Below are 25,508 nucleotides of genomic sequence, written 5' to 3'. Positions count from 1 at the left end.
AAAAGTTAAATATCTATATGATTAGGGATTGTGTGAGAGGGAAATCCACAATCCCCTTTAGTTAAATAATATATTTTAAAGGGGAGTTTTAATTATTTAACTGTTCTATAATCATATAGTAGTCTGAAATTATGTATTTAGTGTGTACAAAATATGTTTTTTGAATGTTTTATGTTTGGGGCATACTGAACTGATGAAATTTGGATTATTAATTGCATCAGGGAAAAATTGTGGTTCAAAACAAACAGCGGCCCGCTGGTTGTATACATGCCCGTTTTTTCCTGAAATATTCTCTACATAATTGGCTGTATACATTTGGACACCCGGATAATCTGTTTCTATGGAAAGTTTAATTCCTGACTTATTACCGGTAGCTTCAACAATTTTGTGAAGTTTTCCATTATAAGGTAAATCTTCGTATTTAACTGCCTTATTAGGTTCTACGGTTACAAAGTTATGGTCATAACCTTTACCGTAAATTAATTGCTGAAAATCATTCTCTATTTCTAACCCAATTTTTTTAGGGCTCGTAAAGTCCATAGGCGTGTTTTTTACCGATTCAACAGTTCCTAAAGGAATCGATTCCCTGTTAGCAGGAGTATAGTAGTCTGCAAAAATCTGTACGCTATGGTCTAATACCGAACCTGAACCTTCACCGTTAAGATTAAAGTAGGAGTGATTAGTAATATTAATTATTGTATCTTCCTTTGGTATACCTTCAAAAATTATTTCAAATGAATTATTGTTTATAATTTTGTAAGTTACAAATACTTTTATCTCACCGGGGAATCCCTGATCCATATTAGGACTGTTCAGTGAAAATGTAATGTGGTTATCATCATAAGTTTCAACATTCCATATTCGTTTAAAATAAGGATTGTTACCACTATGCAAATTGTTTTTACCATCGTTTTGGTCAAGACTGTATGCAACATTGTTTAAAGTAAATTTACCGTTTTTTATTCTGTTGGCGTTTCTGCCTACATTGCAACCGAAACATGGATCGTTTTTAGTTTCATAATCTTTTGCATTTGTAAAACCAAGAACGATGTCAGTTCTTTTTGCACCATCCTTAATAATCAGGTTTACAAGAGTAGTGCCATAATCTGTAACTGATAAATCGAGAGCAGGGGTTTGTAAAGTATATAATTTACATTCCTTACCGTTACTTAATGTGCCAAAATCTTCAATAATCATAAATGAAATCTCCTGTTATTTTTAATTATTATCTGTTAATTGTGGATATTTTGATAAAAAAATATCAGCATAAGATATTAACAGCTTATTGTTTTATAGTTGCTGAATGAATTTCATAAAGCCCTTCATTCCATCAGGGGTACATTTGTATACTCCGGCATCTTCTAATACTTTAACGAAAGTTTTTCCGATTTCCTGTTGAAGAATTTCATTAATGTTATCCTTAGTAATTGATTTATACTTAGGAATAAAATTGTATGCCCAGTCAGCATGTTTTTTGATTTCTTCATTTGAACGGATATCTTTGTTATTTAAAATATAATCAGATAGAATGTCCATTTCTTTGTTAAGTCTTGCCGGCAAAACAGCAAGTCCCATAAGTTCAATTAAACCGATGTTTTCCTTCTTTATATGGTGCAGGTTTTCGTGAGGGTGGAATACACCTAATGGATGCTCTTTAGTTGTAATGTTGTTTCTAAGAGCAATGTCAACCTGATATTTTTCATCTTTAATTCTTGCTATAAGAGTTACCGTATTATGAGGAGTACCATCAGTTTCAGAGAAAATGAAATATTCTTCATCACTGTAGTTTCTCCAAACTTCCAAAATATGATTGCCAAGGTTAATTAAAGAATCCAAATTTTCAGATTCAAGTCTTATTACTGAAATAGGCCATTTTAAAATTCCACATTTTACATCATGGAAATCGCCAACAGAAAATTCTTTAATTATAGGTGCGTTTGCCATGGCAAAAGTATAGTTGCCCCCTTGAAAATGGTCGTGTGTTAAAATAGAACCGCCTACAATTGGTAGGTCTGCATTTGAACCTAAAAAATAATGAGGGAACATTTTTACAAAATCAAATAATTTTACAAAAGTGCTTTTTTCAATTTTCATTGGTGTATGTTCACCGTTAAAAACTATGCAGTGCTCATTGTAATAAACGTAAGGGGAATATTGAAAGCCCCACTTAGAATTATTAAGAGTTAAAGGAATAACTCTGTGATTCTGTCTTGCAGGATGATTAACTCTGCCGGCATAACCCTCATTTTCAATACACAATGCACATTTAGGATATGAAGATGCCTTTACGTTTTTAGCTGCGGCAATAGCTTTCGGATCTTTTTCAGGTTTAGATAAATTGATTGTAATATCTAAATTTCCATATTCGCATTGGTATTTCCAATTTTTATTCTTTTCGATTCTTGATTTCCTTATATAATTTGTTTTTGTTGAAAAATTGTAGTAGAAGTTAGTTGCTTCTTCTGGTGATTTTTCATACTTTTCAAAAAAAGTAGAAATAACCTGCCCTGGTCTTGGAGTGATACAGTTCATAATTTTGGTGTCGAACAAGTCTCTGTAAGTAACGGAATCTTCTATTATATTTAGTTTTACTGCTGCATCAAGTAAGTTTCTTAATATTTCATCTAAAGTTAAATTATATTCTACATCAGGATCGCTGAAATCTTCTTTACCAAAAACTTCTAACAACATATTTGTAGAATAAATTCTTTCACATTCAGGAATTAATTTATTATCAATTCCATATTGTACAAGTCTTTTTATATTTTCATCTATAACTACATTAATCATAATACTTTAATTCCTCCATATTTTCTAATCTTTAAAACATGACATGTGTTTTCACCTAATAATTTTTCCATTTGCTCCTTGTAAGTTGAAACATATTCATTTTTTACAAATGCCTGTATTGTTCCGGCAAAACCACCACCATGTACACGACAAACACCATTGTCTTTTAATACAAGTTCGCTAACTGCCAAGGCAACTGAAACAGGCTGATTTTTATAATCTTTTCCTGAATAAATATTCTGTAAATATTTATAAGATGAATTACCTGATTCTTTAACTAAAGTAAGGAATTGCCTGAAGTTGTTATTTTTTAATGCATCAACTTCTTTCTGAACTCTGGCATTTTCACCGAAGAAGTGGATTGCTCTTAATAACCCACGATTACTAACAGCAGAATAGAGTTCAGAAATTTTATCATAAAAATCATCTGCAGGTATTTCATTTAAAAATTCTTTGTTAAAATACTGGGCAACCTCTTTCATTTCAGCAGGAATGGCAGCATAATCATCTGTTAAATCTGCATGTGAGGCTTTGGTGTCTGTGATGCAAAGACTATAGCCTTCTTTTTCAACATCAAAGTCGACTTTTTCGACTATTGGTGAGTCAGGATTTTTAAAATCAATATGTACAAAACCACCTACGGAACAAGCCATTTGGTCCATTAAGCCGCAAGGTTTTCCAAAGAAAACATTTTCTGCATATTGTCCGATTTGAGCAATTTCAGTGGAAGATACTTCCATATTGTTATATATACCTGAAATAATGGTTCCGATAATTGCTTCAAAAGCTGCTGAAGATGAAAGACCGGCACCGTTTATTACATCGCTTGTAATATAAGCTTTAAAAGGTCCTATTTTATAGCCTTCTTTTTTCATTCCTGCAAGAACTCCTTTAATTAAAGAAGAAGTAGTGCCAAAATCTTTTTCGTTTACATTCAAGTCTTCTACAGAAACTGAAATTGGGTCATAACCTTCAGATATAAGTTCAATAGTGTTTTCGGTAGCTTTTCCAACAATGGCTATTGCATCTAAATTAATTGAAGCTGCAAGAACCATACCATGCTGATGGTCTGTATGATTGCCACCAACTTCAGTTCTGCCGGGAGCACTGTAAATTTCAACATCTTCATCGTCGAAAAAATTTTCGTATTTACTTAATGCATTAATATAACGATTTTTCTGATAATCAATCATTTCAGAATCGTCATAGTATATATCTGCTAAAGTAGAGTTGAATTTGTTATTTAATATTTGTTTCTTTAATTCGTTTATTTTCATAAAATACCTCCAAAATATGTAGTGAAACCGTAACAAATAATTAGTTGAAAACTTTTAAATTTCTTCTGTTAAGGTAAATATAAAATTATTTTACTAAAAAATCAACAAAGTTTACTAAAATAAAAAATCTTTGTGAAAAAGTAATAAATATAATAAAAGAAAATTAGCATAAATGTATGTATAAAATCGTCATTTCTTTATGGTAAACTTTTAGTAAAATTTAGTAAAATAATTATTGAAAAAAGTAAATGGGTTTTGTAATATATAAGTATTGAAAATAAGGTGCTTATTATGGCTTTTTTGATTAGTTATTGATTAATGTTTTTGATAAACATTAAAAATGATAGCTGGTCCTATAAATGATATAGTATTAAGATACATAATTTTGGAGGTAAAAAATGGCTACGATTAAAGATATTGCCCAAATGGCAAATGTGAGCATGGCAACAGTTTCAAGAATTTTAAATAATGACAGCAGTCTTAGTACATCTTTAGAAACAAAAATGCGGGTAATGGAGGCTGCAAAAAAACTAAATTATAAAAAAACAGGTAGAAGTAAGAAGAGTAATTTTACATTAGGAATTGTCCAGTGGTTTTCTGCAGAACAGGAGATGCAGGATTCATATTATCTTTCGGTGAGAAATGGAATTGAAGATTTTTGTCTTAAAAACTCAATACAAATTATAAGAGTATTTAAAAGTGACGAGAACTATATTGAAAATTTAAATGACGTAGATGGAATAATCTGCATTGGAAAATTTAGTAAAAAAGATATAAAGTCTATTACTAAAATCACGTCAAACACAGTATTTTTGGATATGGAAATGCCTGACTACAATGTGACAACTTTTTCCATGGACTTCAAAGATGCAATTTACAAGGGAATGGATTATCTTTTATCTTTAGGTCATGAAAAAATAGGCTTCCTTGCAGGAGTAGAAGTGTTAGATGAAAATGAGATTGTAGAAGATGAGAGATTAAATGCTTATGTGTCATTTTGCAGGGAAAATGAAATGGACTGTGATACTTTCTTAAGACAGGGTAACTACAGTATCGAATCAGGTTATGAAATGATGAAGAATTTGATAGATTCAGATGAAATACCCACAGCTGTTGTTTGTGCAAGTGACTACATTGCTTTTGGCGCAATGAAGGCAATTAATGAAAAAGGACTAAAGATGCCGGAGGATATATCTATTGTTGGATTTGATGATGCCAGTATTTGTAACTACACAACACCTTCACTTACAACGTTACATGCACCGGCTTATGATATGGGACAATATGGTGTTAATTTCTTATATGGAGCCTCAAATTTGAGTATTTCAACTGCGGTTAAGGTAAAAATGCCTTGTACACTGGTTGAAAGAGAATCCTGTTTTAAATTATAATTTGAATTGTAATAGATAAAAAAATGTGTTATTATATCTTCGAGGTAAACGTTTGTTCTATTGATGAACGAAGTGAAAAAGGGAGACAGATAATGATTTCATACATAAAAGGTGTTGTTGATTCGGTTGAATCGGACAGAGTTGTTATTGAAAATAATCAGATAGGATATAATATTCTAATGCCGGTAACGACACTTGAAAAATTAGGTATAGGAGAAGAAGTCAAGATTTACACATACTTTAATGTACGTGAAGATGCAATGCAGTTGTTTGGCTTTTTTTCTAAAGAAGAATTAGAGTTATTTAAAAAAATAATAAGTGTAAGTGGTGTTGGCCCAAAGGGCGGTCTTGCCATTGTTTCTGCATTGCCTGGAGAACAACTTCAAATGGCAATAATTTCAGGTGATGCCAAGGCAATTTCAAAAGCCCAGGGAATAGGTGCCAAAACTGCTCAGCGAATTATTATAGAATTAAAAGATAAGATAGATTTGGAAGATATGATTCATACACCAGGAAATGATGATATTTCAAATAGTGTCCAGTCAGACGCAGTTGACGCATTAGTAGCACTTGGTTATTCTAAGGGCGATGCTTTCAGCGCAGTTAAGAAGATAGAAATTACTGAAAACATGGATGTTGAGGAAGTATTGAAAAAGGCATTGAAGAATATAATATAACTTTTGGAATATGAAGGAAAGATAAATGGCGAAAAGAATTATTCAAACAGAAGCAGCATCCGAGGATGTTGTAATAGAAAAAGGTCTTAGACCATCTTCTCTTGATCAATATGTTGGTCAGGAGAAAGCAAAAAATAATTTGAAAATTTTTATAGAAGCAGCAAAATCGCGAAATGAACCGTTAGATCATGTATTGTTTTATGGACCACCGGGACTAGGAAAAACAACCTTGTCAACTATAATTGCAAATGAAATGGGCGTTAATATTAAGATTACTTCAGGACCGGCAATTGAAAAGCCGGGAGAGATGGCTGCCATACTTAATAATTTATCGGAAAATGATATTTTGTTTATAGATGAAATTCACAGATTAAACAGACAGGTAGAAGAGGTTTTGTATCCGGCCATGGAAGACTATTCAATTGACATTATGATTGGTAAAGGTCAGGGGGCCAGATCTATTAGACTTGATTTGCCTAAGTTTACTTTGGTTGGGGCAACAACAAGAGCAGGACTATTAACAGCCCCTCTTAGAGACAGATTTGGTGTTATTAATAAGCTGGAGTTTTATACAATAGATGAATTAAAGCAGATTATTATAAGGTCTGCTGGCTTACTTAATGTTGAAATTGATGAACAGGGAGCTGTTGAAATGGCTAGACGTTCAAGAGGAACACCACGTCTTGCAAACCGCTTGTTAAAAAGGGTAAGGGATTTTGCTCAGGTTAAATACGACGGTAAGATTACATATGAAGTGGCAAATGATGCTTTGAACCTTTTAGAAGTTGACAAGCTAGGTCTTGATAAAGGTGATAGAAGCATACTGGAAACCATAATTTACAAGTTCGCAGGCGGACCTGTGGGACTTGATACTTTAGCGGCTGCTTTAGGCGAGGATGCAGGCACTTTAGAAGATGTTTATGAACCATATTTAATTCAAAACGGATTTATTCAAAGGACACCGAGAGGCAGAGTGGTAACAGACTTTGCTTATACACATATAGGTGTTGAAAAAAACGTTTAAAAATGGTAATATAAAAGAGATGAAATTTTTTAGGAGGGTGTATAAAATGAGAAAGAATTTTTTCAAAAAGATTTCTGCCGTTGCATTATCTTTAACAATGGTAGTAGGAATGGTCGGTACAGTACCAGCCGCAGTTAAAACAGGTACAGATATCTCTAACGGAGTTAAGTGGCAGGCTTTTTCAATTCACACTAGAGAAGATGGTGGAAAATGGGAAGATGAATTAAAGAAAGATGGTCAGGTTTATAACAACAAGAAGGACGCTTTCAAGAGCTATGGCGAAAATGCTAAGCTTGCTGCAGCTTCAACAAACGGAGATGCATTACTTAACATTACAAGTACAGGTTATAGTGCTCAGTGGACACCAATGGGAACTGTAGTACAGAGCAACCCTTGGGGTGTTACATTAAAGAAAATCCTTAACATTGATAGAGGACGTACTTACACAATTTCATTTAAGATTAAGTCAACATTAAAGAATGAAATTAAACAGACAAAGAAACGTAAAGATGGAACAGGATACAATGTAGGAACAGGTAAGATGAACTACATTAAGCATGTTCATTTAAAAGCTTACAGAAATAACACAAAGGACGGAGATCCATCAGAAAAGCTTTATGCTGTTAAGGCTACATATAAGGGAGCAAATGTTCTTTCAAACACAAAGGATTTCAAGAACATGATTAAATTAGACAGCAGAAATGATGACTATGTTACAGTTACAGCTAAGGTTACAGTACCTGGTGATACAATTAAGTATAAGCAGAAAACAATGGGCTTTATGTTTGCTATGGGTGCTTTCTTAAAAGAATTCCCAGATGAAAACGACATGAGCGGTCAGGTTGAAATTAAAGACTTTAAGGTAGTCGCAGGAAATCCAGTTGCAACATCAAAGGCTCCAAAACTTAAGACAAAGAAAGCTAAGAAAGCTTACATTAAGGCTACAGCTTCAAAGGTAAAAGGCGCTAAGTCATACGAATTCCAGTATTCAGCAAAGAAGAACTTTAGCTCAAAGACAAAAGTTGCTTCAAAGAAGAACACTGTTAAATTAACAGGTAAGAAGATTAAATCAAAGAAGAAGATTTATGTTAGAACAAGAGTTAAAACAAGGGCTGGATACACAGTATGGTCAAAGGCAAAGAGCATTAAGGTTAAATAATTAAAGTGATAAATTACATACTTCTTTTAATTTAAAAGATTTTGTGATATTATAATCAATGATTTTAGTACAAGGAGATAATTATGTCATCAAAGAACTATGTGGATGTTATTATTGATGGGAAGATTTACAATATAGGTGGATTTGAAAGTGAAGCGTATCTACAGAAGGTTGCTACATATATCAATAATATGATACAGGACTTTAAACAGAATGAAAGCTATCGTATGCAGAATATGGATATGCAGAGAATACTTCTTGAAATTAATATAGCAAATGATTATTTTAAAGCAAAAAAACAGGCAGACATGCTTGAAGGTGATTTAGAACTAAAGGAAAAAGAAGTATACGATTTAAAACATGAGTTGATAGTTTCAGATTCAAAAGCTGAGACAGCAACTAAAGAATTAGATGAAGCTCTTGAAAAAATTAAGAATCTCGAAAAAGAGATTGTTAAACTTCAGACAGAACTTGAAAAGTAAATTAAACGATCAGGCTTCGGCCTGGTCGTTTCTTACTAATAAAACAGTTATAGGAGAAATTTATGTTAGTTGAGTTACTTGCACCGGGTGGAAATTATGAAAGCGTTATAGCAGCCATAAATGCCGGAGCTGACGCAGTATATACCGGTGGAGAATTATTTGGAGCAAGAGCTAATGCAAATAATTTATCGGAGGATGAATTAATAAGTGCAATACAGTATGCACATTTATTTAATAGAAAGATTTATTTAACAGTTAATACTTTAGTAAAAGATAATGAAATAAAAGAAAAACTATATAATTATTTACTTCCGCTGTATACTAATGGGTTGGATGCCGTTATTGTACAGGACATAGGAGTATTATTGTTTATAAAAGAAAAATTTCCAGGGATGCATATTCATGCAAGTACCCAGATGACAATTTTCGGTGATTTGACAGTTGAATATCTGAAAAAACTTGGCGTGTCACGTATTGTCACACCAAGAGAACTTTCTTTAAATGAAATATCAGATATACATCAAAAGACAAATCTCGAAATCGAAAGTTTTGTTCATGGAGCTTTATGTTATTGTTATTCAGGCCAGTGTTTCCTAAGTAGTTTTATAGGTGGTCGTAGCGGAAACAGAGGCCAATGTGCCCAGCCTTGCAGAATGGAGTATGATGTTATATTAAACGGAAAAGTATTAAATAAAAAGAATGAAAAATATGTACTTAGTCCAAAAGATATTTGTACATTAAAAATTCTGCCGGAAGTAATAGAAAGTGGTGTGTATTCACTGAAAGTAGAAGGCAGAATGAAGAAACCTGAGTATGTTGCGGGAGTGGTAAGTATTTACAGAAAATATGTTGATTTATATTTGAAGACTCAGGAAAATTCCCAAATACGATATAAAGTAGAACAATCAGATTTACAGAAATTATGGGGTTTATTTAACAGGAATGGTTTTAATGAAAGTTATTTTAAACAACATAATGGAAGGAACATGATTTCTTTAAAGAAGCCATCCTTTAGATTAGAAAATACAGAATATATTAGTTATATTAGAGAAAAATATTTAAAAGAAAGAAAAAAATATCTATTAGATGCAACTGTAGTAATAAAGGAAAACTATCCTATAGAAATTAGTACAACGATTAATCATAAGAAGGTTGTAGCACAAGGACAGGTACCGTTTATTGCTGAAAATAAGCCGATAACTAAAGAAACAGTTATTAAACAATTAAGTAAACTCGGAAACACAGATTTTAAATTCAGGAGTTTATCAATAAATATAGATGGAAATTTATTCGTACCTGTTGGAGCATTGAATAATTTAAGACGTGATTTCATTGAAAAAACATACAATGAAATTATAGTTAAATATAATAGAACCATAGAGGAAACGGAAGGAAAGAATATATTATTTGAACAAAAAGACTCGTTAGAAATTAATAATTATAATGATAATGATGGAAAATATGATTTTGTAGCAATGGTTTCTAACAAGAAACAATTAAATGTCGTTTTATCATTTAAAGAAATTTCAAAAGTATATTTGGAAGAGTTTTTGTTTTCTAATGACATAAGTGATATAATTGAGCAATGCAAACGCGTAAAAAAAGAAGTATATTTGGCAATGCCGTATGTTTTTAGAAAACAGGACGTTAAAAAGTTTAATGCTAAATTTGGTGAAGCATTAAAGAATTTTGACGGATTTTTAATAAGAAATATAGAGGAATATTTCTATTTGAAAGAAAAAAAGATGGAAACTCTTTATGTTTTTGATTATAATGTTTATGCGTATAACAGTATTTCGAAAAAATATTATTGTGATAATCACATAACAACTACAAGCCCGTTAGAACTTAATTATGCAGAATTAAGAGAGCGCGGTTGTGAGGGTGAGAATTTTGTTGCTTATGGTTATATACCTACAATGATTTCTGCCAACTGTTGCTTAAAAACAGTAGACAATTGTAGAAAGAACAATGATATATATGGAATTAAAGACAGATTAAATAATATATTTAATATAAAGTGTGTATGCGATTACTGTTATAATTTAATGTATAATTGCAAACCTTTATCTTTGTTAGGATATAGGGATAATATTAACAAATTAAGTCCTCAGACAATCAGATTGAATTTTACAATTGAATCTCAGGATGAAGTGAAAAATATAGCTAAAGATTATATTGATTCATTTTTATATAATAAGAATATCATTGATAAAACAGATTCCACTAGGGGACATTTTAAAAGAGGAGTTCTGTAGAGTAATATGGAGATTGAAAAATGAGTACATTTTTAATTATTGTGACAAAATACCTTTTTATTTTACTTATGTTTTTTTACGTATGGGAATGCTTTAGTGCACTTAGATGTAAGAATCCATACAAGGCGTCAGGTATTTTTCAAAGACAAAATGGAATAATATTTCTAACGTATTTTTTGGGGATTGCGACAATTTACATGAACCAACAGGATACTACGGAAATAGGAGTAATAATATTAGGAGGTGCACAACTTTGTTATTTGATAGTTGTGCTGGGAATTTTTCCAATCATTTATCCTAATATTAATAAAGCAATTTTAAGTAATATGTGCATGTTATTGACAATCGGTTTTATTATGTTAGCAAGATTAAAGTTTGCCAATAGCATAAGACAGTTTGTAATCGTAGCTGTGGTAACGATGCTGTCACTAATTGTGCCTTATTTAATGAGCAAATATGAATTATGGAAATCATTTACATGGATTTATTGTTTTGTGGGGATAGCCTTACTGGCATTGGTTTTAGCTGTAGGTAAAACAGATAATGGAGCTAAGCTTGCAATACCAATTGGAAAATTCTTTACTTTCCAACCATCAGAATTTGTGAAAATAATTTTTGTTTTCTTTATTGCAGGCTTGTTAAGTAAATCAACAAGTTTTAAAAACGTGGTTTTATCAGCCATAATGGCTGGTACCCATGTGTTATTGCTAGTAGCCTCAAGAGATTTAGGTAGTGCATTAATATTCTTTATGATTTATGTTTTTATGATTTATGTTGGCACAAGAAAAGTAGGCTATATTTTCATCTGCTTTGCAGGACTTTCCATTGCCTCAGTTTTCGCATACAAGGTTTTTGCTCATGTTAGAGTTAGAGTGAGCGTTTGGCTTAATCCTTGGGCTGATCCCGGGGATACAGGGTTTCAGGTAACCCAGTCTTTGTTTGCGCTGGGTAATGGTGGCTTAACTGGTACAGGATTATATCAGGGCAGACCAAAAGATGTACCGGTTGTAGATCAGGATTTTATTTTCTCAGCTATTGGTGAAGAACTTGGTGCAATATTTGCAATACTTTTACTTTTGTTATGTTTAACATGTTTTGTTGCCTTTTTAAATACAGCTATGCAGCAAATAAGTTTGTTTAACAAGTTGGTATGTATTGGTTTAGGAATGCAGTATGCAGTACAGATTATCGTTACAGTTGGCGGGGCAATTAACATGATTCCATCAACAGGTGTTACATTCCCATTATTAAGTTATGGTGGAAGTTCGATTCTAAGTACGCTGATTGTATTTGCAATTATTCAAGGGTTGGCAATTGTGGGAACGGCGCAAAAGTCCACAAGAAGAAGAGTAACAGAAAAAGGAGCAAGACATGTCAAGGAAAGAAGAACGCAGGAAATCCAAGGCCTCGATAGAACGCAGGAAATCAAAATACGCTAAAATAGAAAGAAAAAAACTTAATAGACAGGCAATGGTTACAACTGTAGTAATTTCGCTTATTTTTGTATTTATGATAGGTTTTTATGCTAATTTTGTTGTTAATCAAAGTCCAAAGATTATTAATAATACATACAACAGACGAATTGATGGAAGTGCATCTAAAGTAGTGCGAGGCACTATTTACAGTAAAAGTAAAAAAAGACTTGCTTATACTGATACGAAAGGGACAGAGACAGATTTGTCTGACGATGAAAGAAAATATCCATACGGTAAGATTTTTTCTCATGCAATAGGAATAACCACACATGGAAAGTATGGTTTGGAAAAAATGTGCAATTATGATTTATTGTCATCTCAGACTTCAGCAGTGCAGAAGATTATTGATGATTTCTCTGACACAGAAGAGCGGGGATGTGATGTGTATACAACTTTAAGTGTTAGCACACAAAAAGCTGCATATAACAGTCTTTCAGGGTATAAAGGAGCAGTTTTTGTAATGGATCCTAATACAGGAGAAATTAGAGCAATGGTTTCAAGACCATCTTATGATCCTGAAAGTATAGATGATATATGGGATAAAATCACATCTGATTCAAGTGACTCACGATTAGTAAACAGGGCCACACAGGGTAAATATATACCGGGTTCGATTTTTAAAATTATTACTACATTAGAATACATGAAAGAAAATAAGAATTATTCTGATTTTTCTTATAATTGTAATGGTAAGGCAACCTTTAATAATTTTTCAATTAAATGTTTTGACGGAACAGCCCATTATAGTGTAGATTTAACACACGCTTTTGCATATTCATGTAACAGCGCATTTTCAACAATTGGTAATGAACTTAATGTGTCAAAGTTTAGAAAGACAGCAGAGAAGTTATTGTTTAATCAGGAATTGCCATTGGATATGGATTATAACGAAAGTGTTTTTCCACTAACAAAGAAGTCTTCGCAGTTTGATATTACACAGACAAGTATAGGCCAGGGTAAAACAACGGTATCACCGGCTCATATGGCAATGATTGCGTCAGCTATTGCAAATAATGGTGTTTTAATGAAACCTTATATTGTAGACCACGTACAAAACAGTAATGGAACTGTGGTTAAATCCACAGAACAAACAGAATATAAGCGTTTGATGAAAAAGGCACAGGCAAAGCAGTTACAGGAATATATGAGAGCTGTTTGTGAATACGGTACAGGTAAAGTGATGGCTTATTCAGATTATACAGCTTACGGTAAAACAGGTACTGCAGAAGTTGACAAAAAAGACAATGTTAATTCATGGTTTGTAGGCTATGCAAAGAAAGGCAAAAAGAAAGTTGCAATTGCAGTAGTTTTAGAAAATATGCCGGAAGGAAGCAACTCTGCAGTAAATTGCGCAAAAGAAGTATTTGATGAATATTTTAATTAGATGAAATATTGCAATGATATCTCTATTACTGTATACTAAAAGTAATTTAACACACTACAAAACAGGAGGACAACCTATGGAAAAGGCGGTCAGTTGTGGCGGTGTGGTTATATATAGAAATAAAATATTACTTTTATACAAAAATTTTCGGAATAGGTATGAAGGATGGGTTCTTCCAAAAGGAACAGTTGAACTGGGAGAAACTCATGAAGAAACTGCCTTACGTGAGGTGAAAGAAGAAACCGGCGTAAGTGCAAAAATTAATGAGTATGTGGGAAAAAGCGAATATACATTTAATATTCCTGGAGATATTGTTGAAAAAGAGGTGCATTGGTACCTAATGTCTTCTAATAGCTTTTATAGTAAACCACAGCGCGAAGAATATTTTTACGATTCTGGATATTATAAGTATATTGAAGCGTATCATTTGTTGAAATTTCCAAATGAAAGAATGATACTCAAGAAAGCTTATAAGCAATATTTAGAATTAAATAAGAAAAAGAACAAAAGATAAGACAGGGCATATCCTGTCTTATCTTTTATATGAAAGTGTGATAATAAATGAACAAAACAAATTATCAAAAAGAACTTGAAAAGACAATAGAGAATAATATTAACGAAAATAAAACTCCAAGATTACTTCTTCATGCCTGCTGCGCACCCTGCAGTAGTTATGTGTTAGAATATTTGTCTAAATATTTTGAGATAGATGTGTTGTTTTATAATCCTAATATTTCAACAACAGAGGAATATAATCATAGAGCAGAAGAGTTAATCAGATTTATAAATGAAATGGAATTTCAACATAGTGTAAAACCCATTATTGCTAATTATGATTCTAAAGAATTTTATGAATATGTAAAAGGATATGAAAAAGCAAAAGAAGGTGGCGAAAGATGCTTTAAATGCTATAGGTTAAGATTGGAATTTTCCGGAAAGTATGCAAAGGATAACGGGTACGACTATTTTACAACAACTCTGTCAATTAGTCCCCTTAAAAACGCACAGAAATTAAATGAAATTGGAAAAGAAATATCTGAAAAGTATAATATAGATTATTTATTTTCTGATTTTAAAAAGAAAAACGGTTATAAGAGATCTATTGAGTTGTCAAAAGAACATAATTTGTATAGACAAAATTTTTGTGGTTGTGTATTCTCTAAAAGGGATGAATGAAATTAGTATAATATATAGACAAAATATATATTTGAAAGATAGAATATTATATGATATATTCTAGGCTGTAAATATTATATTTTCAAAACAGAAAGGAATTAAAATATGATATGTCCAAATTGTGGATGTGAGTGTGATGATAATGCTATGTTTTGCAGAAAATGTGGTACAAAAATCAATAGCTTTCATAGTGATATTACACAAACATCAATAGATAAAATAGATAATACAGAAGAAGATATTTTTGCCGGTATTAAAATAGAGTCCGGCAGAGAAGGTTATAGTGAAAACGAAAATAAGAAGAGTAGTTATAAAATACAGAAGTTAGATGATGAGGTTGAAGAGGATTTAGAGGAATTTGATGACTCTTACATATCCCACTCTAAACAGCATAATTACAAAAGTGCTTCACATAATTACTCAAGTAGCAATAAAGTTAAAAAGAACACAACAAAAAAGAATATTTCAAAGAAAAAGGCACCTAAGAAGAAAATGTCAAAGAAGAAGGTACTTGGTTTAATTGTTTTGATAATTGTACTAATGGCAGCAACATCTGTGGGAACATTAGCTGTCAAGAAATCAATTATGACAGGTAAGTTTGACAAATATTATAATATTGGTGAAAAATATTACAAAGAAGAAAATTATGAGTATGCCAAGTCTCAGTATATTTTAGCTTCAAGTAATGCTTTTACAAAAGAACAGAAAATTAAAGCCTATGAAAAGGTTTGTCAGGTAGACGAAATTCTTGGGAAATATGATGAAGAAGAAATGAAATATCTTGAATATTTAATTGACGTTGATAATCAGAATATTGACTATTATAAGAAACTGATTGTTCTTTATCAGAATAATGACATGGATTCGAACATCAAAACATTAGTTAATTCTGCACCTGCAAATTTAAGAAAAGAGTTGGAGAATTTTGATGGCACAGTTCCATCAGCCAGCGTAAAGGCAGGAACTTATGATAAACCAATAGAAGTGAAACTAAGTGCCAGTGATGATGTAAAGATTTACTATACAACAGATGGTTCAGATCCAAGTGACAGTGTTTCAAGAAAAAAATATTCAGGTACAATTTCTTTTGCAACAGAAGGAACATATACTTTAAGAGCATATTCGGTTGACAAAAACAAAAAGAAAAGTAAAGAAGCAGCCTACAAGTATATATTAGAATTTAAGAAAATAAATGAGCCTACAGTAGATTTGAAAAGTGGTGAATACTCGACTCAGGAGAAGATTACCGTAACTGCTGATAGTGGTTGCAGTGTATATTTTACAACAGATGGTACAACTCCAACAAAGAAAAGTCAGTTATATACAGAGCCAATCAAAATTCCAAAAAAGAATTCTATTTACTGTTTTGTTGCAATAGATGATCAGGGTATAACAAGCTCAGTTGTTACAAGAGCATATAATTATGTACCTAAGAGAATATCTTATAGTCAGGCATCTAATAGCCTTACAGATTATCTTGTTTCAAATGGTAAATTTGAAAATAATTATGGTGAATTTGAAAACGGTGATGTAGGTTATTTGGAATATAAAAAGATAACTGAAATCTCTTCAGAAGAATACTACATTATTAATTGTGAAATTGAGGACAAGGATGGAAAGAGTGTGTCTTCACAGTCATATGCAGTATCGTGCGAATCGGGTACCGTGTATGGAGTAAAGTATAATGGTGGTTCTTACAGTTTGGATTAATTTAAAGATATTACATTGTTTTCAATAATTGTTCAAATATGCAGAGAAAAATTAGCAAGAATAATAAAAAAACAGTTACTAAAAAAAGTCAAAATAAAAGAAACTAAAAAAAGTCAATTTCTATGTAAGTAGCAATACAATTAAAACTGTTGAATATAGTTAATTGTATTATGATTTACAGTAGAAATTGGCTTTTTTGCATTAATGTATAACCTGAGTGCGTGTTATCATGTAACTATTGTTTTATTACACCAGGGTGCGTTCTTAGTGGAACATTTTTCCTTTCACGCGAGTGTACATCCCTAGTGGAACGTTTCTTATTACATAAAAAAACACCACATTATGTGGTGTTAATCAATGCGGATAGTGGGACTTGAACCCACACGCTTTATGGGCGTCAGATTTTGAGTCTGATGCGTCTGCCATTCCGCCATATCCGCAAGCAATAAAAATCTTATCATTTTGTTGTATAAATGTCAATAAAAATGTATAATTGATTTCAGAAAAATTTTTAATTAGCTTAAAAAAGAAAAATGAGATTTGAATTGAATAAAAACAAAATGAGCAATTGGATTTTAAATAAAAAAGTACAAAATGAGCGAATAAATGTAAGATGAAACGAGGGTAAATATGAATTGCGAAGTGTTTCAGGAGAAAATAAATGATTTTATTTTTGATAGAATTGAATATTCAGAAGATTTAGAAGATTTTCTCAGTCATGCAAAAGAATGCAAAGATTGTATGGAAGAATTACAGTTGTATTATACTATACATAGAGGTTTGGAAGATGTGCCGGCTCCTTTTGAGGGTGAGGAGACGAAGAAGGCAGAGGAAGAATTGCAGGATTTAATTGAATACTATGATGAATATTTACAAAGGCAAAAGTCCTATAAAAAAGCTGCACGAATTTCAATTATTGCCATTTTAGCAATTGTTCTTTCCACATTTTCCTATGTTATAGTGAAAATTATTTTATTTTAACAAATATTATTTAAAACGAGGTAGACATGAATAAATTATTATTAATTGACGGACACAGTATATTAAACAGGGCTTTTTACGGAGTTCCTTTATTTGGAAATACAAAAGGAGTACATACTAATGCAGTATTCGGCTTCCTTAATATGATGTTTAAATTTATAGATGACGAGCAGCCAACTCATTTTGCAGTTGCATTTGATGTTCATCAGCCAACGTTCAGACATGAAATGTTTAAGGAGTATAAAGGAACAAGAAAACCTATGTTACCTGAATTAAGGGAGCAGGTTCCAATTATCAAGGATTTGCTAAAGAAAATGAATATTACGGTAATTGAACTTCCGGGTTATGAAGCAGATGATGTAATAGGAACTATGTGTAAAGAAGGTGAAAAAGAAGGTATGGATGTGTGCATTTATTCCGGTGACAGGGATTTATTGCAGCTTGCATCTGAAAAAATAACTGTTTGTATTCCTAAAACAAAAAAAGGTCAAACAACAATTGAACGATATAATACAGAAGACGTAAAGGCTTTATATAAGGTGACACCTTTTGAATTTATTGACGTAAAGGCTTTAATGGGGGATTCTTCTGACAACATACCGGGTGTGCCGGGAATTGGAGAAAAGGGAGCTACTGCCATTATTTCTCAGTTTGGTTCAATTGAAAATGCATTAGAACACGCAGATGAAATTTCAAACACAAGAAACAGAAATGCCTTAATTAATCATTTCGAATTGGCAAAAATGAGTAAAGTTTTGGCAACAATTAATATTGAATCACCTGTAGGTGTTAAACCGTCAGAGTGTGTTTTTGGAGATATTTATACAGAAGAAGCTTTAGACATAATAAAAGAACTTGAATTAAAGAGTATGATATCAAGATTTTCTAATGTTTCAGCATCAATGGACATAGAGGAGAATTTTAAATTAGTTAATGATTACGTTGAAGCAGAAGAAATTTTTAACGAATGTATAAATAACAGTGAGCAGGTAGGCTTATTTATATTAAATGAAACTGATATTTTCGGTATAGGTTTATGTTTAAGTGAAGAAAAAATATATTATATACCGGTAGTAGGATTTATTACAAAAGAATATATCAAAGATAAGTTAAAAGAAATGGTTGATAAAACAAAGATTTACACAACTGATATAAAAGAGAACAATAATCTTTTTGAAACATCATTAGTTGATGAAAAATATATAAATCTTGAAGATTTAGGTTTAATGCAATATTTAATTAATCCAAATGGTCATTCTTATAATTATGATGATGTTGCAAGGGACTATCTTTCAATGACAGTTCCAACTTATGAGGAAATTTTTCCAAAGACAAAAAAGAAGGAAACACCATCTATTGAAATAGTTGAAAATCAAATGAGATATGCCTGCTATAACGCATTTATTTTCTATAAAGGTTTTCAGCCTGTTCAGGAGAAATTAAAAGAATTGGAAATGGAGGCTGTATACAATAACATCGAGAAACCTTTATCAATTGCTTTATTTAACATGGAGAACATTGGTATAAAAGTTGATGGTGAGGCCTTAAAGAAATATGGCGATGAACTTGGTATCAAAATTGCTGATTTAGAAAAGAAAATCTACGAAAGTGCCGGTCACGAATTTAACATTAATTCACCAAAACAGCTAGGTGAAATACTTTTTGGAGAAATGGGATTACCAGGTGGTAAGAAAACAAAAACAGGTTTTTCCACATCAGCTTCTGTTTTGGAAAAATTAGAACCGGATTATCCATTTGTTAAAGATGTACTGGAGTATAGACAATTAACTAAGTTGAAATCTACTTACGCAGATGGATTAAGTGTTTTTATAAAAGATGACAGCAGAATATACGGAAAATTTAACCAGACAATTACTGCAACAGGAAGAATCAGCAGTACAGAACCTAATTTACAAAATATTCCTGTTAGAACAGAAATTGGCAGACAGCTAAGAAAAGTTTTTGTTCCAAAAGAAGGGTGCGTATTTGTAGATGCCGATTATTCTCAGATTGAACTTAGAATTTTAGCCCATATGTCAGGTGATGCTAATTTGATTAATGCCTATAAACATTCAAAAGATATACATGCTGCTACAGCTTCACTTGTTTTTGGTGTCCCAATTGAAGAAGTTACTAAAACACAAAGAAGTAATGCAAAAGCTGTAAACTTCGGAATTGTTTATGGCATAAGTTCTTTTGGTTTAAGTCAGGATTTATCAATTGGCAAAAAAGAAGCACAGCAGTACATTAACAATTATTTTGAAAGTTATCCGAGCATTAAGCAGTTCTTAGATAATTCTGTAAACAGTGCAAAAGAAAAAGGTTATTCTGTTACAATGTTTGGCAGAAAAAGACCTATTCCTGAATTAAAAGAGTCTAATTTTATGAGAAGACAGTTTGGTGAAAGAGTAGCAATGAATGCCCCAATTCAGGGAACTGCTGCAGATATTATGAAAATTGCCATGATTAATGTGGACAAAGCCTTAAAAAATAACAATTTAGTATCAAGAATTGTTCTACAGGTTCACGATGAACTTTTAATCGAGGCAAAAAAGGAAGAAGTGGAACAGGTAAAAGATATTTTAATAAATGAAATGTCTCAGGCAGCAAATCTTGAAGTACCACTTCTTGTTGAAGCAAAAGTAGGAAACAATTGGGATGAAGCTCATTAAAATATAAAAGATAACGAAGGATATAAAAAATGATTATTGGTGTGATGGGAGGCGTTGGCTCAGGTAAGTCAACGGTACTTAACTATTTGGAAAATAACTATGAGGCAAACATAATTGAAGCAGATAAGGTGGCAAAAGAAGTTATGCTTCCCGGAAATGATGTATACAATGAAATTGTGAAAACATTTCCTGAAGTCATAGCTGATAATAAAATTGATAGCAAAAAACTTGCGGAGATTGTTTTTAATAACAAGGAACAACTTGAAAAATTAAACAGTATTACCCACCCTGGAGCTGTTAAGGAAATTGTCTCAAGAATTAAGTCATCCAAAAACAGAATTATAGTTGTAGAGTCAGCAATTTTATTAGGTTCCGGAGTTGAACAATATTGTGACGAACTTTGGTTTGTTTTTTGTAACAGGGATACAAGAATTAAACGACTAATACAGACAAGAGGTTACTCTAAAGAAAAGTGTATCAGTGTTATTGAAAGTCAGCCGGCTGATGAAGAATATAATAAAGTGGCTGATGAATTTATTGACAATTCATATTCAGAAGAAAACACAAGGGAACAGATTGATTTAATCCTTAATACAAGCGCCTGTATATAAATAGTTTGATTTATAATCTATTTATAGGTTGTTATATTATTTAACTGAAAAATAAAAAAATATATTGACTATAATATTAAAAAGAGTTACGATATGTAGCGTGCTACATGTCGTAGCTCTTTTATTATGTTAAGGAGAATTTTTATGGAGGATTTAGGTCATCAGATTAAACGTATTGATAGGTTATTTAAATTGCGTATGGACCGCAATTTAGAAAAGAGTGGATTAACTAACAGTCAGATGCATGTATTAATGTATTTATTACATCATCCCGACCAGAAAGTAACACAGAAATGTTTGTGTCAGGAATTTGAAGTTAAGCATTCTACCATGTCAGGAATTTTAAATAGAATGAAGGACAAAAATTTAATTGACATTAAAATAGATGAGGATAACAAGAAATTCAAAAATATTTATGTTACGAAAGAAGCATACGGTATTAAGGAAAAGTTAGATTTATATAAATCTAAAACAGAAGAAATCCTGGTTAAGGGTTTCAATGATGATGAAAAAAACAAATTGGAAAACTTTCTTGAAAGATTGTATGCCAATTTATTAGATGACAGTCAGCTTAACGAAGAAGATTTAAAATGTTTACATAAAACAATTAGAAAGTAAATTTTTATATGAAGAATTTAAGTAGGAGGATAGATTAAAATGTTAAAGACATTAGGAAAACAGATTAAAGAATTTAAACTGGTATCCATTCTTACACCTATTGCCATGTTAGCAGAAGTAATTGTTGAAAACTTTATACCACTTTTGATGGCAACAATTATTGATTCGATTGGTTCAGGTGATTTAAACAGTATTTACAGAACAGCATGTATAATGATTGTTCTTGCAATTGCAGGTTTAATTTCCGGATACCTTGGTGGTGTATTTGGAGCTAATGCTTCAGCCGGCTTCGCAAGAAACCTAAGAAAAGCAATGTTTGAAAACATACAGACTTTTAGCTTTTCTAATATTGATAAGTTCAGCACAGCAGGTTTGGTTACAAGACTGACAACTGATGTAACAAATATGCAGAATGCTTATCAGATGATACTTAGAATGGCTGTTAGAGCTCCATTTAGTTTGATTGTTGCCATGATTATGGCATTTACGGTATCCCCACGATTAGCATCTATATACTTAATTGCTGTTATTATTTTAGGTTGTATTTGTGCATTAATTATTAAGTTCGCTTTTAAATATTTTAATCAGGTATTTAAGAAATACGATGCCTTAAATGAAAGCGTTCAGGAAAATGTAACAGCCATGAGAGTTGTTAAGGCGTACGTTAGAGAGGACCATGAAAAGAAAAAATTTGGAAAAGCCAGCGAAGCTATTTACAAAATGTTTGTAAAAGCTGAAGGCATTGTTGCTTTAAACAATCCGGTAATGATGACAACAGTATATACATGTATATTGTTAATCAGCTGGGTTGGAGCACACATGATAGTGGCAAGTGGTAATAACGCAGCACTTGGTCTTACAACAGGTAACTTAACATCAATGCTTGCTTATTGTATGAACATTCTTATGAATCTTATGATGTTATCAATGGTATTCGTAATGATTACAATGTCTATGGCAAGTGCAAGACGTATTGTAGAAGTGTTAAATGAAAAGCCTGACATTACAAATCCAGAAGACCCTGACTTTGATGTACCTGACGGAAGTATTGAATTTAAGAATGTAACATTTAGATATAACAGTAAAAGCGAAAAACCAATACTTGAAAATATTAATGTTAAAATTAAGTCAGGTGAAACAATAGGTATTATTGGTGGTACAGGTAGTGCTAAGTCAAGTTTGGTAAACTTAATCAGTAGATTATATGACATTGAAGAGCAGGCGGTAAAAGATGGTGAAGAACCAATCGAAAGTTATGTTAGCATTGGCGGAAAAGATGTTAGATCTTACGATTTGGAAACTGTAAGACAGGAAGTTAGTGTTGTGCTACAGAGCAATGTTTTATTTACAGGAAGTATTCTTGATAACCTTAGATGGGGAAATCCTGAGGCAACAGATGAAGAGTGTATTAGAGTCTGTAAATTAGCATGTGCAGATGAATTTATTGAAAGAATGCCTGATAAATATAATACACATATTGAACAGGGCGGTACCAATGTTTCAGGTGGTCAAAAGCAGCGTCTATGTATTGCCAGAGCATTACTAAAGAATCCAAAGATTTTGATTTTGGATGACTCAACAAGTGCTGTTGATACAGTTACAGATGCAAAAATCAGAAAAGCTTTTAGGGAAGAAATTCCTGACACAACAAAAATTATTATTGCACAGAGAATTTCATCAGTTCAGGATGCAGACAGAATCATTGTTATGGACGATGGAAAAATAAATGAAATAGGCACACATGATTATCTAAAAGACAATAACGAAATTTATAGAGAAGTTTATTTACAGCAGACAAACGATAATGGTGATTTTGACAAGAATGGAGGTGAAATGTAATGGCACAGCCAAAAACAGTTAAGGGTCCTGGAAAACATCAGATGGGACCTAGACAGAAAATTGATCATCCATTTAGAATAATGGGCCAGATATTAAAGTTTATGGGCAAGCATTATGCACCACATTTAATTATTGTTCTTATATGTATTGTTACAAACGTTTTGGCAAATGTTCAGGGAACATGGTTTATGAAGGCTTTAATTGACCAATACATTTTACCAATGATAACAAAAGGCAGTAACGACTTTGGACCACTTCTTGGTGCCATGGGTAGAGTTGGTGTTTTTTATGGTATTGGTATTATAGCAACCTTTGCACAGTCTGAAATAATGGTTTTTGTTACACAGGGAACATTAAAAGACTTAAGAATAGAAATGTTTAACCACATGCAGTCACTTCCAATTAAATATTTTGACACACATGCACATGGGGACATTATGTCAATGTATACAAATGATATTGATACATTAAGACAGATGGTAAGTCAGTCTTTACCACAGATTATTAATAGTGTAATTACTGTAGTAAGTGTACTTGTTGCCATGATTACATTAAGTTTTCCATTAACAATACTCACAATTATTATGGTTGCTTTAATGATGTTTGTTTCAAAGAAGCTTACAAGTCTTTCAGGTAGATTTTTCCTGGCACAGCAGAAGGACTTAGGTGCTGTAAATGGTTATATTGAAGAAATGATGGCAGGTCAGAAAGTTGTAAAAGTTTTCTGTCATGAAGATGAGGCAATAGAAGAATTTGATGAAATCAATAATAAGCTTTATCATTCAGCTAATAATGCAAATAAATTTGCAAATGTAATAGGACCTTGTAATGCACAGCTTGGTAACTTAAGTTATGTTTTATGTGCATGTTTTGGTGCTGTTATTGCAATTAACGGATTTATGGGCTTTACTTTATCTCCGGGAGCTTTGGTAAGTTTCCTGCAATATAATAAGCAGTTTGCCCAACCAATTAATCAGGTTACAATGCAGATGAACAGTATTGTTATGGCATTAGCAGGTGCTGATAGAATATTTAAACTTCTTACAGAAGAACCCGAAGTTGATGACGGTTATGTTACATTAGTACGTTGTAAAAAAGAAAACGGCGAAATCGTTGAATGTAAGGAACGTACAGGTATGTGGGCTTGGAAGCATTACCATAAGGAAGATAATACAACAACCTATAAGGAAATGAAGGGGGAAGTTGTATTTGATGGAGTTGATTTTGGATATAACGATGACAAGATTGTTTTACATGACGTTAAATTATATGCAAAACCTGGCCAGAAAATTGCTTTTGTAGGCTCAACAGGTGCTGGAAAAACAACTATTACAAACCTTATTAACAGATTCTATGACATACAGGATGGAAAAATCAGATATGATGGAATCAATATTAATAAAATCAAAAAAGATGATTTAAGACGTTCCCTTGGTATTGTTTTACAGGATACACATTTGTTTACAGGAACAATTATGGAAAACATCAGATACGGTAAGCTAGATGCAACTGATGAAGAAGTAATAGCTGCTGCAAAATTAGCTAATGCCGATAGTTTTATTAGAAGATTACCTGAAGGCTACAATACTTTAATTAAAGGTGATGGTGGAAACCTTTCACAAGGTCAAAGACAGTTACTTGCTATTGCAAGAGCAGCTGTTGCTAATCCACCTGCATTAATTTTAGATGAAGCTACATCAAGTATTGATACAAGAACTGAAAGAATTGTACAAGAGGGTATGGATGCCTTAATGGAAGGTCGTACAACATTTGTTATTGCCCACAGACTTTCAACCATAAAGAACAGTGATTGTATTATGGTACTTGAACAGGGAAGAATTATTGAACGTGGTAGTCACGATGAATTAATGGAACAAAAAGGAACATATTACAGACTTCAAACAGGAAACTCAAAATAATATAGTTTTAAGGAACACTTGCATATATTAAAATGTGAGTGTTCTTTTTAGGTTTGGATAGTTTT

The 25,508-nt window shown here is 32.1% G+C and carries 20 protein-coding genes and 1 tRNA gene; 17 read left to right on the top strand and 4 right to left on the bottom strand.

Annotated features, from left to right (window positions below):
- Positions 1-129: 129 nt before the first annotated feature.
- The 3 genes from DW006_RS07075 to DW006_RS07065 form a co-directional block, all read right to left on the bottom strand.
- Positions 130-1,197: an aldose epimerase family protein gene (locus DW006_RS07075; RefSeq protein WP_117999653.1), complete on the bottom strand. Its 1,068-nt coding sequence runs from the start codon at positions 1,195-1,197 to the stop codon at positions 130-132.
- Positions 1,198-1,290: 93 nt separating this feature from the next.
- Positions 1,291-2,790, bottom strand: coding sequence for a UDP-glucose--hexose-1-phosphate uridylyltransferase (gene galT / locus DW006_RS07070; protein ID WP_117999652.1), 1,500 nt, complete (start codon positions 2,788-2,790; stop codon positions 1,291-1,293).
- The gene (locus tag DW006_RS07065) at positions 2,787-4,067 is read right to left on the bottom strand and encodes a galactokinase family protein (protein WP_117999651.1); all 1,281 of its coding nucleotides are present in this window, start codon (positions 4,065-4,067) and stop codon (positions 2,787-2,789) included. Before DW006_RS07065 ends, galT begins: the two co-directional genes overlap by 4 nt.
- 398 nt (positions 4,068-4,465) lie before the next feature.
- Here DW006_RS07065 and DW006_RS07060 point away from each other — a divergent pair, with 398 nt between their 5' ends.
- The 11 genes from DW006_RS07060 (at position 4,466) to DW006_RS07010 (ending at position 16,803) form a co-directional block, all read left to right on the top strand.
- The gene (locus tag DW006_RS07060) at positions 4,466-5,458 is read left to right on the top strand and encodes a LacI family DNA-binding transcriptional regulator (protein WP_117999650.1); all 993 of its coding nucleotides are present in this window, start codon (positions 4,466-4,468) and stop codon (positions 5,456-5,458) included.
- A 92-nt stretch (positions 5,459-5,550) separates the two neighbouring features.
- Positions 5,551-6,135, top strand: coding sequence for a Holliday junction branch migration protein RuvA (gene ruvA / locus DW006_RS07055; protein WP_117999649.1), 585 nt, complete (start codon positions 5,551-5,553; stop codon positions 6,133-6,135).
- A 25-nt stretch (positions 6,136-6,160) separates the two neighbouring features.
- Entirely contained in the window at positions 6,161-7,159 is a 999-nt protein-coding gene (gene ruvB / locus DW006_RS07050) for a Holliday junction branch migration DNA helicase RuvB (RefSeq protein ID WP_022165269.1), read from the top strand.
- Between the two features lie 46 nt (positions 7,160-7,205).
- Complete coding sequence (locus DW006_RS07045) at positions 7,206-8,318, top strand: hypothetical protein (protein ID WP_117999648.1); 1,113 nt, start codon at positions 7,206-7,208, stop codon at positions 8,316-8,318.
- An 83-nt stretch (positions 8,319-8,401) separates the two neighbouring features.
- Positions 8,402-8,800, top strand: coding sequence for a cell division protein ZapA (locus tag DW006_RS07040; RefSeq protein ID WP_022165270.1), 399 nt, complete (start codon positions 8,402-8,404; stop codon positions 8,798-8,800).
- A 62-nt stretch (positions 8,801-8,862) separates the two neighbouring features.
- A complete protein-coding gene (locus DW006_RS07035) occupies positions 8,863-11,058 on the top strand; it encodes a U32 family peptidase (protein ID WP_117999646.1) in 2,196 nt (731 codons plus the stop codon).
- A 20-nt stretch (positions 11,059-11,078) separates the two neighbouring features.
- Positions 11,079-12,497, top strand: a complete 1,419-nt coding sequence (locus DW006_RS07030; protein ID WP_117999645.1) for an FtsW/RodA/SpoVE family cell cycle protein — start codon at positions 11,079-11,081, stop codon at positions 12,495-12,497.
- Entirely contained in the window at positions 12,430-13,917 is a 1,488-nt protein-coding gene (locus tag DW006_RS07025) for a penicillin-binding transpeptidase domain-containing protein (RefSeq protein ID WP_117999644.1), read from the top strand. The genes DW006_RS07030 and DW006_RS07025 overlap by 68 nt, the downstream gene beginning before the upstream one ends.
- Positions 13,918-13,993: 76 nt before the next feature.
- A complete protein-coding gene (locus DW006_RS07020) occupies positions 13,994-14,431 on the top strand; it encodes an NUDIX hydrolase (RefSeq protein WP_117999643.1) in 438 nt (145 codons plus the stop codon).
- Between the two features lie 47 nt (positions 14,432-14,478).
- Positions 14,479-15,093: an epoxyqueuosine reductase QueH gene (locus DW006_RS07015; protein WP_117999642.1), complete on the top strand. Its 615-nt coding sequence runs from the start codon at positions 14,479-14,481 to the stop codon at positions 15,091-15,093.
- Between the two features lie 105 nt (positions 15,094-15,198).
- The gene (locus DW006_RS07010; RefSeq protein WP_117999641.1) at positions 15,199-16,803 is read left to right on the top strand and encodes a chitobiase/beta-hexosaminidase C-terminal domain-containing protein; all 1,605 of its coding nucleotides are present in this window, start codon (positions 15,199-15,201) and stop codon (positions 16,801-16,803) included.
- A gap of 358 nt (positions 16,804-17,161) precedes the next feature.
- Here the strand turns inward: DW006_RS07010 and DW006_RS07005 are convergent.
- Positions 17,162-17,243, bottom strand: a tRNA-Leu gene (locus DW006_RS07005).
- Positions 17,244-17,433: 190 nt separating this feature from the next.
- Here DW006_RS07005 and DW006_RS07000 point away from each other — a divergent pair.
- The 6 genes from DW006_RS07000 to DW006_RS06975 all read left to right on the top strand — a co-directional run bounded on the left by DW006_RS07000 (position 17,434) and on the right by DW006_RS06975 (position 25,443).
- Positions 17,434-17,784, top strand: a complete 351-nt coding sequence (locus DW006_RS07000; RefSeq protein WP_117999640.1) for a hypothetical protein — start codon at positions 17,434-17,436, stop codon at positions 17,782-17,784.
- A gap of 26 nt (positions 17,785-17,810) precedes the next feature.
- Positions 17,811-20,456 carry a DNA polymerase I gene (gene polA / locus DW006_RS06995; protein ID WP_117999639.1) on the top strand — a complete coding sequence of 882 codons (2,646 nt, stop codon included), beginning with the start codon at positions 17,811-17,813 and terminating at the stop codon, positions 20,454-20,456.
- A 29-nt stretch (positions 20,457-20,485) separates the two neighbouring features.
- The gene (gene coaE, locus DW006_RS06990) at positions 20,486-21,067 is read left to right on the top strand and encodes a dephospho-CoA kinase (RefSeq protein ID WP_117999638.1); all 582 of its coding nucleotides are present in this window, start codon (positions 20,486-20,488) and stop codon (positions 21,065-21,067) included.
- Between the two features lie 144 nt (positions 21,068-21,211).
- The gene (locus tag DW006_RS06985; protein WP_158561088.1) at positions 21,212-21,685 is read left to right on the top strand and encodes a MarR family transcriptional regulator; all 474 of its coding nucleotides are present in this window, start codon (positions 21,212-21,214) and stop codon (positions 21,683-21,685) included.
- 39 nt (positions 21,686-21,724) lie between these two features.
- Complete coding sequence (locus DW006_RS06980) at positions 21,725-23,524, top strand: ABC transporter ATP-binding protein (RefSeq protein WP_117999636.1); 1,800 nt, start codon at positions 21,725-21,727, stop codon at positions 23,522-23,524.
- A complete protein-coding gene (locus tag DW006_RS06975; protein ID WP_117999635.1) occupies positions 23,524-25,443 on the top strand; it encodes an ABC transporter ATP-binding protein in 1,920 nt (639 codons plus the stop codon). The genes DW006_RS06980 and DW006_RS06975 overlap by 1 nt, the downstream gene beginning before the upstream one ends.
- The last annotated feature ends 65 nt before the right edge of the window (positions 25,444-25,508 follow it).

The organism is Eubacterium sp. AF36-5BH, from assembly GCF_003460505.1.
GTDB lineage: Bacteria > Bacillota > Clostridia > Lachnospirales > Lachnospiraceae > Eubacterium_G.
Note: the sequence above shows the minus strand (reverse complement) of the source record. Positions and strands in the feature narration are given on the sequence as shown.

Coding starts and splice junctions, on each gene's coding strand:
- DW006_RS07075 (WP_117999653.1), bottom strand. CDS start 1,197: ATGATTATTGAAGATTTTGGCACATTAAGTAACGGTAAGGAATGTAAA.
- galT (WP_117999652.1), bottom strand. CDS start 2,790: ATGATTAATGTAGTTATAGATGAAAATATAAAAAGACTTGTACAATAT.
- DW006_RS07065 (WP_117999651.1), bottom strand. CDS start 4,067: ATGAAAATAAACGAATTAAAGAAACAAATATTAAATAACAAATTCAAC.
- DW006_RS07060 (WP_117999650.1), top strand. CDS start 4,466: ATGGCTACGATTAAAGATATTGCCCAAATGGCAAATGTGAGCATGGCA.
- ruvA (WP_117999649.1), top strand. CDS start 5,551: ATGATTTCATACATAAAAGGTGTTGTTGATTCGGTTGAATCGGACAGA.
- ruvB (WP_022165269.1), top strand. CDS start 6,161: ATGGCGAAAAGAATTATTCAAACAGAAGCAGCATCCGAGGATGTTGTA.
- DW006_RS07045 (WP_117999648.1), top strand. CDS start 7,206: ATGAGAAAGAATTTTTTCAAAAAGATTTCTGCCGTTGCATTATCTTTA.
- DW006_RS07040 (WP_022165270.1), top strand. CDS start 8,402: ATGTCATCAAAGAACTATGTGGATGTTATTATTGATGGGAAGATTTAC.
- DW006_RS07035 (WP_117999646.1), top strand. CDS start 8,863: ATGTTAGTTGAGTTACTTGCACCGGGTGGAAATTATGAAAGCGTTATA.
- DW006_RS07030 (WP_117999645.1), top strand. CDS start 11,079: ATGAGTACATTTTTAATTATTGTGACAAAATACCTTTTTATTTTACTT.
- DW006_RS07025 (WP_117999644.1), top strand. CDS start 12,430: ATGTCAAGGAAAGAAGAACGCAGGAAATCCAAGGCCTCGATAGAACGC.
- DW006_RS07020 (WP_117999643.1), top strand. CDS start 13,994: ATGGAAAAGGCGGTCAGTTGTGGCGGTGTGGTTATATATAGAAATAAA.
- DW006_RS07015 (WP_117999642.1), top strand. CDS start 14,479: ATGAACAAAACAAATTATCAAAAAGAACTTGAAAAGACAATAGAGAAT.
- DW006_RS07010 (WP_117999641.1), top strand. CDS start 15,199: ATGATATGTCCAAATTGTGGATGTGAGTGTGATGATAATGCTATGTTT.
- DW006_RS07000 (WP_117999640.1), top strand. CDS start 17,434: ATGAATTGCGAAGTGTTTCAGGAGAAAATAAATGATTTTATTTTTGAT.
- polA (WP_117999639.1), top strand. CDS start 17,811: ATGAATAAATTATTATTAATTGACGGACACAGTATATTAAACAGGGCT.
- coaE (WP_117999638.1), top strand. CDS start 20,486: ATGATTATTGGTGTGATGGGAGGCGTTGGCTCAGGTAAGTCAACGGTA.
- DW006_RS06985 (WP_158561088.1), top strand. CDS start 21,212: ATGGAGGATTTAGGTCATCAGATTAAACGTATTGATAGGTTATTTAAA.
- DW006_RS06980 (WP_117999636.1), top strand. CDS start 21,725: ATGTTAAAGACATTAGGAAAACAGATTAAAGAATTTAAACTGGTATCC.
- DW006_RS06975 (WP_117999635.1), top strand. CDS start 23,524: ATGGCACAGCCAAAAACAGTTAAGGGTCCTGGAAAACATCAGATGGGA.